13 protein-coding genes, 1 rRNA gene and 1 other RNA gene are annotated in these 12,581 nt (G+C 44.6%); 11 read left to right on the top strand and 4 right to left on the bottom strand.

The features are described from left to right. Nucleotides 1–26 precede the first annotated feature (26 nt). The 7 genes from IGK14_RS02705 to IGK14_RS02735 all read left to right on the top strand — a co-directional run bounded on the left by IGK14_RS02705 (nt 27) and on the right by IGK14_RS02735 (nt 5,283). Nucleotides 27–362, top strand: coding sequence for a hypothetical protein (locus IGK14_RS02705; protein ID WP_005227636.1), 336 nt, complete (start codon nt 27–29; stop codon nt 360–362). A gap of 131 nt (nt 363–493) precedes the next feature. Next, a complete protein-coding gene (gene tadA / locus IGK14_RS02710; RefSeq protein ID WP_010748833.1) occupies nt 494–1,000 on the top strand; it encodes a tRNA adenosine(34) deaminase TadA in 507 nt (168 codons plus the stop codon). A 29-nt stretch (nt 1,001–1,029) separates the two neighbouring features. Beyond that, nucleotides 1,030–1,116, top strand: an RNA gene (gene ffs, locus IGK14_RS02715) — signal recognition particle sRNA small type. A 633-nt stretch (nt 1,117–1,749) separates the two neighbouring features. Continuing rightward, nucleotides 1,750–3,132, top strand: a complete 1,383-nt coding sequence (locus IGK14_RS02720; protein ID WP_010748834.1) for a bifunctional metallophosphatase/5'-nucleotidase — start codon at nt 1,750–1,752, stop codon at nt 3,130–3,132. Between the two features lie 90 nt (nt 3,133–3,222). Continuing rightward, on the top strand, nt 3,223–3,843 hold the full coding sequence (locus tag IGK14_RS02725; RefSeq protein WP_005227649.1) for a YutD family protein: 621 nt from the start codon (nt 3,223–3,225) through the stop codon (nt 3,841–3,843). A gap of 1 nt (nt 3,844) precedes the next feature. After that, nucleotides 3,845–4,615: a TIGR01457 family HAD-type hydrolase gene (locus IGK14_RS02730; RefSeq protein ID WP_010748835.1), complete on the top strand. Its 771-nt coding sequence runs from the start codon at nt 3,845–3,847 to the stop codon at nt 4,613–4,615. Next, nucleotides 4,612–5,283 (top strand): TIGR01906 family membrane protein, encoded by a 672-nt coding sequence (locus IGK14_RS02735; protein WP_010748836.1) that lies wholly within the window; start codon nt 4,612–4,614, stop codon nt 5,281–5,283. The genes IGK14_RS02730 and IGK14_RS02735 overlap by 4 nt, the downstream gene beginning before the upstream one ends. A gap of 25 nt (nt 5,284–5,308) precedes the next feature. On the opposite strand, the gene IGK14_RS02740 is transcribed toward IGK14_RS02735, so the two are convergent. The 3 genes from IGK14_RS02740 to IGK14_RS02750 form a co-directional block, all read right to left on the bottom strand. Further along, nucleotides 5,309–5,818 (bottom strand): phosphatidylglycerophosphatase A family protein, encoded by a 510-nt coding sequence (locus tag IGK14_RS02740; protein WP_010748837.1) that lies wholly within the window; start codon nt 5,816–5,818, stop codon nt 5,309–5,311. A 108-nt stretch (nt 5,819–5,926) separates the two neighbouring features. Then, a complete protein-coding gene (yqeK, locus tag IGK14_RS02745) occupies nt 5,927–6,568 on the bottom strand; it encodes a bis(5'-nucleosyl)-tetraphosphatase (symmetrical) YqeK (protein ID WP_010748838.1) in 642 nt (213 codons plus the stop codon). A 5-nt stretch (nt 6,569–6,573) separates the two neighbouring features. Then, the gene (locus IGK14_RS02750; RefSeq protein ID WP_010748839.1) at nt 6,574–7,551 is read right to left on the bottom strand and encodes an NAD(P)/FAD-dependent oxidoreductase; all 978 of its coding nucleotides are present in this window, start codon (nt 7,549–7,551) and stop codon (nt 6,574–6,576) included. A gap of 140 nt (nt 7,552–7,691) precedes the next feature. On the opposite strand from IGK14_RS02750, the gene IGK14_RS02755 reads away from it, so the two are divergent. Then, the gene (locus IGK14_RS02755) at nt 7,692–8,279 is read left to right on the top strand and encodes a peptidylprolyl isomerase (RefSeq protein WP_005227659.1); all 588 of its coding nucleotides are present in this window, start codon (nt 7,692–7,694) and stop codon (nt 8,277–8,279) included. Between the two features lie 90 nt (nt 8,280–8,369). Here IGK14_RS02755 and IGK14_RS02760 read toward each other — a convergent pair whose 3' ends face one another. Beyond that, nucleotides 8,370–9,551, bottom strand: coding sequence for a MalY/PatB family protein (locus IGK14_RS02760; RefSeq protein WP_010748840.1), 1,182 nt, complete (start codon nt 9,549–9,551; stop codon nt 8,370–8,372). Nucleotides 9,552–9,644: 93 nt separating this feature from the next. Between IGK14_RS02760 and IGK14_RS02765 the strand changes: the two genes are divergently transcribed. The 3 genes from IGK14_RS02765 (at nt 9,645) to IGK14_RS02775 (ending at nt 12,581) form a co-directional block, all read left to right on the top strand. Beyond that, nucleotides 9,645–10,025, top strand: coding sequence for a CvfD/Ygs/GSP13 family RNA-binding post-transcriptional regulator (locus IGK14_RS02765; protein ID WP_005227662.1), 381 nt, complete (start codon nt 9,645–9,647; stop codon nt 10,023–10,025). Between the two features lie 67 nt (nt 10,026–10,092). Beyond that, entirely contained in the window at nt 10,093–10,455 is a 363-nt protein-coding gene (locus tag IGK14_RS02770) for a hypothetical protein (protein WP_005227664.1), read from the top strand. 566 nt (nt 10,456–11,021) lie between these two features. Beyond that, a 16S ribosomal RNA gene (locus IGK14_RS02775) occupies nt 11,022–12,581 on the top strand.

The raw sequence follows: 12,581 nt of genomic DNA on the forward strand, positions 1-12,581 counted from the left end.
GTAGCAAAATAAGGGAGCTGATCGATATGAAAACATCATCAAAAGTAACGATTGGATTAAGCATTGCAGCGATCGCTGGGATCACTACTGCCGTCGTTGTATCAGACAAAGTATTCAATAAAGTACGCTTCGCTTGCAACCGACACAAAGTAAAGAAATTTGTCGATGACAAATTCAACGGCAATGAAAAATTGCTGGATGTCGTAGACGGCTTGTCCGACAATGAATTGGATTCGTTGTTAGGTGTGATGAAAAAAGTCAATGAGGGCCGCAACAAAATCTCTGTTTACGGAGACAACATCAAAGATTCGACAGAACATGTCAAAGACAAGTTGACGAGCTTTGTTGATTCCGTCTTTTAAGCCAATCATTCCATTTGAAACTCGCAGGGACATCGGTCTTTGCGAGTTTTTCTCGTCTTTCTAAGCGTTTTTCGTTATACTAACAAGGAAATGCACGAAATGGTGCGAGGTAGAGGAGTGAGAGTGAAGTCGTGGAAAAAACAAGTACCTTGACTGCCGAGGAAAAAGCCTTCTTTATGGAAGAAGCAATCAAAGAAGCCCGAAAAGCAGAAGGGTTGGCAGAAGTACCGATCGGTGCTGTCGTCGTCTTGGATGATAAAATCATTGGTCGTGGACACAATCTACGAGAAACGCAGCAGCAAGCTGCAGCGCATGCGGAGATGTTTGCGATCGAAGAAGCCTGTCGCACTGTTGGAAGTTGGCGCTTAGAACAAGCGCAGCTGTTTGTGACCTTGGAACCATGCCCGATGTGTAGTGGGGCGATGTTATTGGCACGGGTGGAAGAAGTGTATTTTGGTGCCTACGATCCCAAAGGCGGCACTGCTGGTACATTGATGAATTTATTGGAAGATGAGCGCTTCAACCATTGGTCCTATGTGGAAGGCGGCATTTTAGAAGAAGCATGCGGCCAGCTGCTAACAGATTTTTTCCGAGCATTACGAGAAAAGAAAAAACAAAAAAAGGCTGGCAATCTCTAACGAAATACGTTATACTAAGTTTTGCCGAAAGGCTAGGACAATGGAGGTCTTGTGAAGCGTGTCAGATCCGGAAGGAAGCAGCACTAAGCAGGATTCTCCATGTGTCTGATTGAAAAACTGCCTGCTATTGAAGAAAGCAGTAGTACTAATTGAATCGATGATCATTCAAACCTGAGACAGACTGTCTTAGGTTTTTTTATTTTTGAAATTCTTTGTGACACCAAGGACTATTCTAATTGTATTCTGCTTTAAATCTAGGCAATCGATAGCAGCTCTCAGAGGGTTAAGTTGTATTTTTGATACAAAGGCTTTATTCCTGTTTAGAACCTTACTCTGATAACTTTTGCGTTGGCGATTTTTATACTCTCAAAAAATCAGTAGTTCTGACGAACTGAAACATGGATTACCTGCTCTCGATATTCGATAGAATCTTCGTTTCAAGAACTCTTTATTTTCGCTTCAACGAATTGCCACCGTCATGTTATCGATAGAACTTTCCAAAAATAACCAGAAAAAATCACTTTCCTTTTTACAGTCAGAAAAGTGATTTTTTCTTTTGAACAACTGTCACTGCAGCTGGTTCTTTTTTACAAAAAGTCACCATTCTTTTCCAAGCATTCCAATGGTTTCCCAGAGATTTTATGCTATGCTTATTTTGTAGAGACTTCCGTCGTCTTTCTACTGGCAACCCTTGATGCCAATAGAAATGGATAGTGATTTCAGGCGACGTATTTGAAAAGAGGCGCACAATGGAAAAAATTACGATTATCCATACCAACGATCTGCATTCCCACCTAGAACATTGGCCGAAGATGCGGCGTTATTTGGATCAAAGAAAACGAGAAGCGGATACGACCGAAGAGACAGTGATCGCAGTCGACTTAGGCGACTTTGTCGATCGCTGGCATCCTTTGACAGAAGCAACTGACGGCAAGGCGAATGTCGATTTGATGAATCAAGGACATTACGATGCGGTGACGATTGGGAACAATGAAGGGGTCGGCAATCCCAAAGAGGTCTTGCAGCATTTATATGACCAAGCAGAATTTCCTGTCATTTTAGGCAATTTATTTGATAAACAGGATTTACGTCCGCCGAAGTGGGCACAAGAATACAAAATCATGGAAAGCAATCAAGGCGCCAAAATCGGCCTGATCGCTTTTACAGCACCGTTTCCGCTGACATATGCCCCAAACGGCTGGGACATTCGCGAACCCTTGGAGATTTTGCCTTCATTGGTGCAGCATTTGCGCCCCGAGGTCGATCTGTTGGTCTTGATGAGCCATCTAGGCATCAATGCTGATCGCCAGATTGCGAGGGACTTTCCAGAACTAGATGTTATATTAGGTTCCCACACGCACCATTTGTTTGAAAAGGGCGAAGTCATCAATGGGGTTCAAATTGGGGCAGCTGGCAAGTTTGGTTTTAACATTGGCGAAGTCGAAGTGGTCTTAGATGATCACCACCGACCGATCAAGCATCGCGCCCGTGTGATTCCGACGGATTCGTTGGTGGCTTTTCCGCAAGATGAGGAAGAGATCGCCGAATATCTATCGATCGGCCATCGCTTGCTGCGGGCAAATCAGGTGGCAGAAATTCCAGCAGCGTTTACGAGGGATTGGCAAAGTGAACATTCCTTGGTTCGGGAGGCGCTTTTGGCATTATGTGCCAAAGGACAGACGGATGCCGCCATCTTAAATACGGGGCTATTCTTAGATGATTTGCCACAAGGGCGGGTCGATCAAGATCAGCTGCACACGATTTTACCCCATCCGATGCATTTGATACGGGTGACGCTGCAAGGCGCGGATGTCATTCGATTGGTCTTAGAGATGGAAAAAAATCGAAACTTTTTGCGCAATTTCCCAATTATGGGAATGGGTTTTCGAGGGAAGATTTTTGGCGAACTGGTTTATGAAGGCATCCGCTTTGATGAAAAAAACCACCAAGTATTGTGGAAACAAGAGCCCGTCGATCCTGCTCAAAGCTACACGTTGACCCTTGTGGATCACTACTTGTTTATTCCGTTTTTCCCGACGATCGAGATTGCTGGAACCGTTGAGTTTCTTTTTCCAGACTTTATTCGCACAGTGGTCGGTGATTACCTGAGTCAGAAATACCCCATCCAGTAGTTCGTCACTCCTCCAGCTGGATTTTGCGAGAAAACCGCGACTATCATTGGGGAATAAAACAAGGTATAATAAACAACAGGTGGTGAAAAAATGACCGAAAAACAAACGATCACAGATGAAATGACATCTGTACTAGAAGAAATTATTGAAGAACCAGCGAAACAACCGCAAAAAGGCGAGTTGGTGACTTTGTTAAATGATGAAGAATTAATGATTGGCAATCGACAATACAAATTGGTCATGGATTATCGTGAAGGCTTCAATCCAGAAAAGCTTGGCGAGCGTTACAGTGAAGTGTTGGCACGTTATGATTATATCGTAGGCGATTGGGGTTATGAGCAGCTGCGTTTGAAAGGTTTTTTTGAAAAAGATAACCGCAAAGCATTACCTGATCAGCGCATCGACATGTTGGAAGACTATTTGTATGAGTATTGCAACTTCGGTTGTGCCTATTTCGTGATCCAACGAGTTGGCGGCAAAAAAGAAAAAAGTACCTCCCGCCGACGCAAGAAAAAGCCAACCCAAAACAATCAAAATCAAAACGCACAACAAAACGCCCATATAGAAGAAAAGCGTGACACCGTACCGCAGAAAAAAAGCAAACCAACGATCAAAAATCGTAAACCAAAAGAAAAGAACGTCAAAAAAACCGAGACAACCACGGTGAAAAAAGGCAAAAAAGAGTTTACGATTCGACAAAGGGAAGAATAAGATGAAATATAAAGGCTATTTGATTGATTTAGACGGCACGATTTATTTAGGAAAAGCGCCGATCCCTGCTGGGAAACGCTTCGTAGAGTCCTTACAAGAAAAAGGACTGCCCTATTTATTTGTGACCAATAATACGACCCGCAGTCCTGAAGTCGTGGCGCAGCGATTAGCGGATGAATTTTCGATCCATGTGGCACCAGAAACGATCTATACCGCAAGCTTGGCGACAATCGATTTTATGAAAGACCATGGCAAAGGCCGCAAAGTATTTGTGATCGGCGAAGCGGGGTTGATCGATTTGATTTTAGCTGCTGGGTTTGAGTGGGAGGAAACCAACCCAGATTATGTCGTGGTTGGCTTAGACAACCACGTGACCTATGAAAAATTTGTTCTAGCAACGTTAGCGATCCAAAAAGGAGCAACCTTTATCGGGACCAATCCCGACAAAAATATCCCAACGGAAAGAGGTTTATTACCTGGTGCAGGTTCACTGATCGCAATGGTGGAGACTGCCACCCAAACGCAACCGATCTTTATTGGCAAACCAGAAGCCATCATTATGGAAAAAGCGGTGGCACACATCGGCTTATCAAAAGAAGAGGTCTTGATGGTGGGGGACAATTACGAAACTGATATTCGCTCGGGGATCCAAAACGGGATCGATTCTTTGCTCGTATTATCTGGCTTTACCCCGAAAGCGGCAGTTCCGACATTACCAGTAGCACCAACCTATGTGGTGGATTCTTTAGATGAGTGGGATTTTGAACAATGAAAAAACAAGTGTGGCTTGAACGCTTAGGATTTGTCTGCTTGTTTTTGTTTTTGGTCAGTCTAGCGATCACCCTAACGATCAATTTTCGACCGTTATATTGGTTTGATGTCGATCACTTGAATCTGCTGGATTATACCTCGCTAACAAGAGAAGAGTTGTTGAAGAACTATGGCTTATTGTTAGATTTTCTAAACAATCCCTTTGCAAGTACGCTCGCCTTGCCAGATTTTCCAATGTCTGAAGCTGGCGCTGGGCATTTTTACGATGTGAAACAGTTGTTTCTATTAAATTATGCCGTCATGATCGTCACTTTGCTGCCCAGTATCTGGTTCGTCAATCGGTTACGGCAAAAACAACAGCAATGGCGCTTGATTCGTCCCTTTCAATGGGGGATGATTTTGCCGCTGATTTTCGGGTTTTTGATGGCTGTCGGCTTTGACCGCTTTTTCGTTACGTTCCATGAGATTTTCTTCAGTAACGACGATTGGCTGTTTAATCCAGCCACCGATCCGATCATCAACGTGCTGCCAGAAACGTTTTTCATGCATTGCTTTATTCTCTTTTTCGTCTTGATTGAAGTCTTCTTTTTTGCCTTCTATTGGTGGGGCAAACGAGGCTTGAAAAAAAACAGCATAATGAAAAAAAGACCAACGATCCCCTTCCTTTGAGGGAGGCGAATCGTCGGTCTTTTTTTTATTGCGTAATGTAATGAGATTTACTTGGGTGTTGATGGGCTAAGCGACTTGCGGCAGAAGCTGCGATGGCACCTACGATATCATCTAAAAAGGTGTGAACGCGGGGACCGTCGTGCTTGTTCAGTTCTTTCAGAATACCCGGTTTGACTTTATCAATGTATCCATAGTTAGTAAAGCCGATCGAGCCGTACACGTTGACGATGGATAGAGCGAGGATCTCATCGATCCCATAAAGCCCTTCGTCTTCTTTAACGATTTCTTGCAGTGGATGCAGCAGTTGATTTTCTTCTGCCAAAATATCCAATTGGATCCCCGTTAAAATCGTGTTGTGGACTTCCCGCTTGCTTAAGACAGCGTTGACGCTTTCGATACACATCTCCAAGGTGATGCCTTCAATGTAGTCTTTTTGCAAGAACATCACCAGTTCACCGATGTCTTGCAGCGAGACGCCGCGGTCGGCCAACAATTCTCTTGCTTTGTCTTCAAGTGTTTTGCTTTCTAATACCATATAGTTCCCCTCCATGTAAAAATAGTTTATTCAAAAGTCAACGTGCGACTGATGGATTGCGATCATAAGTAGTGCCCTATTCCAGTTGCAGGCCATGCCATTTGGGTCTTAATCCCTTCTGACATCCATTGAAGCACAGTTGTTGGCTAGTTCTGCTTTGGCTGCCACTGCCCAAGGATGGGGGACCACCAAGTCACCAGCAAAAAGCCAGTCCATATAATACCCAGCGGCGGCTTCCAAGGAATCATCGAGGCGGTCTAATAAGCCGGTTAAGAAAGGCGCTTGATCTTTACGATCCCATTTGATTTTGTCGGCTAAAAAAACGAGTAGATCGAGACGACGATAATGGGCCTTTAAGGTGGTATGACAGCTGATGGCGGACAGAATGTCTGGATCAGATACCTGAAAAACCGTTTTTGCCAACAAAGCGGATTGCTGCTGATGCAGCAAAAAAGGTGCTTGCCGCTCCGCGTCTAAGATCGGTTCGCCTACTGCTATCTGCAAGGCGATTCGCTGGTCATGAGGGATGACGACGCTGACATCGTGCAGCAGTCCTGCCAAATAAGCTTTATCCGCATTGACTTGAAACCGTTCTGCCAATCGTTTGGCTTCTTGGGCAACGGCTAGATTGTGGACCGCCGTTTCGGCATGATCGAAGGCTTCCAGATACTGAACCATTTGCTCAGTGAGGGTCTTGCCCTGCAAAGGGAGGATATAGGCGGCAAGTTGGTGTTGACCAGCTTGTTTCATCTCAGCTACTCCTTAAAAAGACTTGTACTATGGGCAGGTTGTGTCCGCGTTTTGGGATCAATGTAGTGGAGCGCATTGTTCACCGCAGTTGGGGCTTCCCCGAAACCAGTAGCGATCAGGTCGACTTTTCCATCGTATAAAACGACATCCCCACAGCCATAGATCCCAGGAACAGACGTGCTCATATCTGAAGAGACGAAGACTCCTTGGCGGCTGCTTTTCATGCCCCAATCCTTGATGTTCAATGTGGAAGAAAAACCGTAATTGACGATCAAAGCATCCAATGAAAGGCTGACCGTTTCATCACCCTTGACTTGTTGCAACGAGACACCAGTCAAACGTTGCTCTCCTTGGATTTCTTGGATCACATAAGGAGTCAAAATGTTGACGGCAGAAGCCTGTAATTTGCTGACGCTATGTTCATGGGCACGAAATTCAGGACGGCGATGGATCAAGTAGACTTCACTAGCGATTGGCTCCAGCATCAATGCCCAATCGATGGCAGAATCGCCGCCACCGGCGATCGCTACTTTGCGTCCAGCATACTTCATCAAATCGGTGACAAAATAGTCTAGGCCGTATCCTTCAAACCGCTCGCTTTCTGGCAAAGTCAGTTTGCGCGGCTGGAAGGAGCCGTTTCCTAAAGCCAAAATCACGGCTTTCGAGTAATGGATTCCTTTGTCGGTGGTGACTTCGATATAGTCTTCTTGTTTTTCGACCGACAAGACGGTTTCTTCTAAACAATATTGGTGATTGAAGGTCGTCAACTGTTTTTCCAGGTTTTGGACAAGATCGCCCGCTTTGATTTTCGGATAACCTGGGATATCGTAGATGTATTTTTCTGGGTATAAAGTAGCAAGCTGACCGCCTAATTGCGGCAAGCTGTCGATGATCTTGGTTTTGGCGTTACGCATACCGGCATAGAAAGCAGAAAACATCCCGCTAGGTCCCGCGCCGATAATCGTTATATCAAAAATATCCATGTTATTCCTCTTTTCTAACCACGTTGGGGTGAAGCGTGTTCGTAGTGTACGAATAGCTTCATTATAGCAAAAATTATCCAAACTAGCATTTTTTCAATTTTCTGCTATCATGGATTTATGAGAGAGAAGGAGGAGTTAATGTGTCTGAATTTCCACAGTTAGCATTAGAAAAACAAACTGGCCATAAAGCAGTCATCAAAACCAATCGTGGGGATGTAGTTGTACAATTGTTCCCAGAATTGGCGCCAAAAACAGTGAAGAACTTCGTTGAATTAGCGAAAAAAGGGTATTACGATGGGATCATCTTCCACCGTGTCATTCCTGATTTTATGATTCAAGGTGGCGATCCAACTGGTACAGGGATGGGCGGCGAAAGCATCTATGGTGGCAGCTTTGAAGATGAATTTTCAAAAGAATTGTTCAATCTTCGTGGCGCTTTATCTATGGCAAACGCTGGTCCGAATACTAACGGCAGCCAGTTTTTCATCGTAAACAATCAAAATGTTCCTAGCAACATGTTAGGTCAATTAGAAGGTGCTGGTTATCCAGCTGAAATCATCGAAGCGTATCAAGCAGGTGGTACTCCTTGGTTAGATTTCCGTCACACAGTCTTCGGTCATGTGATCGAAGGAATGTCAGTCGTTGATGAAATCGCTGGCGTGCAACGAGGACCACAAGATCGTCCAGTGCATGATGTAGTGATCGAAACGATCGAAATCAGCGAATAAAACAAAAGAACCCAAAAGCAGTTTCAACGGTCATCCTCAAGGAGATCGTTGAAATGGCAGCTTTAGGGTTCTTTTTTTCATAAGAAAGAGTTAACCGATGGGTTGGTCTTTAAACGCGGCGGCGATTTGATTGAGTGCTTTTTCTAATAGCTCTTTAGGACAGGCAAAGTTTAGCCGCATATGGTGACTGCCGCGAGGACCAAAGATACTTCCTTGATTCAATACGACATTGGCTTCTTTGATCAGTTTGCGCTGCAGCTGATTGTCCGTTAGGCCATAGGCAGAAAAATCCAGCCAGATCAAGTAAGTACCTTCGGGTTTTTGAAAGGTCACTGCTGGGAGTTGTTCAGTCAAAAAGTCGCAGACAAAGGTGCGATTTGCTTCTAAGTAGGACAAAAGTTCTTCTAACCATGCTTCAGATTCACGATACGCTGCTTCAGTAGCGACCAACCCAAACGTATTGATTTCCCCTTGAACGTTACGTTCTTGTGTTTTTGCAAATTGGCTGCGCAAGGTTTGGTCTTTGATGAAGACCATCGAATTTTTGATCCCAGCTAAATTAAAGGTCTTGGTTGCTGAGGTCAAGATGATCGAAAAATCGGCAAAGCTTGGCTCGACTGTTTGGAAAGAGACAAATTGATTTGGTGCAAAAACGATGTCTTGATGGATCTCATCACTAACAACGACCACCCGGTGCTTTTGACAAATACGGCCGATCATCATCAGTTCTTCTTTTGACCACACGCGACCGCCAGGATTATGAGGATTACATAGAAGAAACAATTTTACCTTCTTTTCGATGATGGTTTGTTCCATCGCCTCAAAATCGATGACGAAGTGGCCATCTTTTTCCAATAATGGTTCTTGAATTAAGGTCCGCTGATTGTTTTTGACAACATGGGCAAAGGGATGGTAGACCGGATCGTGGATCAATACGGCATCTCCTTCTTGCGTATAACTTTGGATCGCCAGTGCAATACTAGGGACGACACCGCTGTTAAAAAGGATCGCTTCCTTATTGATGGTATAACCATGACGTCTTTGCTGCCAATCGATGATGGATTCAAGCAGCGAATCAGGGATGGTAGAGTACCCATAGATCCCTTGGGCAACTGCTTTTTCTAACGCTTTTTTCACAGGTTCTGGTGCCAGAAAATCCATGTCGGCTACCCAAAGCGGCAACAAGTTTTCTTCCTTATAGGTTTTTGCAATGGTATCCCATTTGACGCTATTGGTATTTAAGCGCGGATGAACTTTGTCAAAATTGATCATGCGTTTCCCTCCTATATTGTGCAACGTTGTTTCTGATGCTTCAAATCTACCACTAGTTCAAGTATAATGAAAGTGGAAAAGAGAGGAAAGACTATGAATTATCAAATCGGGAACATTATAGAAGGAACAGTCACTGGGATTCAACCCTATGGTGCATTTGTTTCGTTAGATAAGGAAACACAAGGATTGATCCATGTTTCAGAGATCCAATCTGGGTTTACCAAAAATATCCATGAAGTCTTACAGATCGGGCAAAAGATCCGTGTACAAATCATTGATATTGACGAATACAGCCAAAAGATCAGTTTGTCCCGCCGTACATTGGAAACGAGTTTTGTTCAGCCACCCTTTAAGCGTAAACGCTACTTTACAAATAAGAATAAGCGGATCGGTTTTCGTACGATTGGAGAAGCTTTACCAGTGTGGGTGAAAGAGGCCAAAGAAATGTTAGAAAAAGAAAACAGCAGCAGATAATCGTGCATATTTTCTGAAAATGTGCTAAAATTAGTTTACAAACAGATGAATAACTGAGGTGGGTATTTTGGGATCCAAAAAAGTAGCGGGTACAGTTATGATGCACTTAGCAAATGGTTCGAAACGATTTTTGATGCAAATACACGAAGGCACTGCGGAATTAGCGTCAACGGATTTTTCTGAAGATAAAACCGGCTTGGCTACGATCTTACAATTGTTTAAAGACCGTATCCACCTTGATGTGACAGCGATCGAACTCGTTGAACTCACAAATGGCAATATTGATACGCAAAACATTCCTTTATTTGTTTTTGAAACACAAGAAGCAGGACAAACGCAACAGCTGCCAGAAGGGTATGCGTGGGAAGAGCCTAATATCTTTCGTAAGATCATTGAAGACTACGAGATTGAAGGCGTTCCGTTCTTTTAGCACCTGAATATTAGCGAAAAAACTGAAGACCGTTACGACGGTCTTTTTTTATTGAAAACTTTTTGTAAATAAAATGAAATATTTCCTTGACCTGAGTCAAGAAGAATGGTAAATTAGTCAACGTTGGCAATTGAGCCAGCGGGTCAAAACAACAGTTGAAAAAACTTCAAAAAAAAGACTTGACCAAAAATGCAACAGATGATATTATAACTAAGTCGCAATAATAAAACAGTTAATCAATGTTGATACATCAACAAAATTAATTGAAAAAAGTTGTTGACAAATAACAAATCATTTGTTATTCTAATTAAGTCGCTGAGACAGCCGCTACGAAGTTGAAAAACAACGAGCGAAAAAAACTTTTAAAAAAGAGTTGACAATCAAACGTCGCTCTGATATGATATAAAAGTTGCTAACGCAGCACGGTAGACCTTTGAAAACTGAACAAAGCAAGCAAACGAACCAATGTGTAGGACGTTTCAATTTATTGAAACAAATACATGCAAGCAATAGCTAGCAAAGTTAATTTTTATGAGCTTAATGACCGTATGGTCATTCAAACAAATCATTATGAGAGTTTGATCCTGGCTCAGGACGAACGCTGGCGGCGTGCCTAATACATGCAAGTCGAACGCTTTTTCTTTCACCGGAGCTTGCTCCACCGAAAGAAAAAGAGTGGCGAACGGGTGAGTAACACGTGGGTAACCTGCCCATCAGAAGGGGATAACACTTGGAAACAGGTGCTAATACCGTATAACACTATTTTCCGCATGGAAGAAAGTTGAAAGGCGCTTTTGCGTCACTGATGGATGGACCCGCGGTGCATTAGCTAGTTGGTGAGGTAACGGCTCACCAAGGCAACGATGCATAGCCGACCTGAGAGGGTGATCGGCCACACTGGGACTGAGACACGGCCCAGACTCCTACGGGAGGCAGCAGTAGGGAATCTTCGGCAATGGACGAAAGTCTGACCGAGCAACGCCGCGTGAGTGAAGAAGGTTTTCGGATCGTAAAACTCTGTTGTTAGAGAAGAACAAGGATGAGAGTAAAATGTTCATCCCTTGACGGTATCTAACCAGAAAGCCACGGCTAACTACGTGCCAGCAGCCGCGGTAATACGTAGGTGGCAAGCGTTGTCCGGATTTATTGGGCGTAAAGCGAGCGCAGGCGGTTTCTTAAGTCTGATGTGAAAGCCCCCGGCTCAACCGGGGAGGGTCATTGGAAACTGGGAGACTTGAGTGCAGAAGAGGAGAGTGGAATTCCATGTGTAGCGGTGAAATGCGTAGATATATGGAGGAACACCAGTGGCGAAGGCGGCTCTCTGGTCTGTAACTGACGCTGAGGCTCGAAAGCGTGGGGAGCGAACAGGATTAGATACCCTGGTAGTCCACGCCGTAAACGATGAGTGCTAAGTGTTGGAGGGTTTCCGCCCTTCAGTGCTGCAGCAAACGCATTAAGCACTCCGCCTGGGGAGTACGACCGCAAGGTTGAAACTCAAAGGAATTGACGGGGGCCCGCACAAGCGGTGGAGCATGTGGTTTAATTCGAAGCAACGCGAAGAACCTTACCAGGTCTTGACATCCTTTGACCACTCTAGAGATAGAGCTTCCCCTTCGGGGGCAAAGTGACAGGTGGTGCATGGTTGTCGTCAGCTCGTGTCGTGAGATGTTGGGTTAAGTCCCGCAACGAGCGCAACCCTTATTGTTAGTTGCCATCATTTAGTTGGGCACTCTAGCGAGACTGCCGGTGACAAACCGGAGGAAGGTGGGGATGACGTCAAATCATCATGCCCCTTATGACCTGGGCTACACACGTGCTACAATGGGAAGTACAACGAGTTGCGAAGTCGCGAGGCTAAGCTAATCTCTTAAAGCTTCTCTCAGTTCGGATTGTAGGCTGCAACTCGCCTACATGAAGCCGGAATCGCTAGTAATCGCGGATCAGCACGCCGCGGTGAATACGTTCCCGGGCCTTGTACACACCGCCCGTCACACCACGAGAGTTTGTAACACCCGAAGTCGGTGAGGTAACCTTTTTGGAGCCAGCCGCCTAAGGTGGGATAGATGATTGGGGTGAAGTCGTAACAAGGTAGCCGTATCGGAAGGTGCGGCTGGATCACCTCCTTT

The organism is Enterococcus sp. DIV0970a, from assembly GCF_051711265.1.
Classification (GTDB): Bacteria; Bacillota; Bacilli; order Lactobacillales; family Enterococcaceae; genus Enterococcus_D; species Enterococcus_D casseliflavus.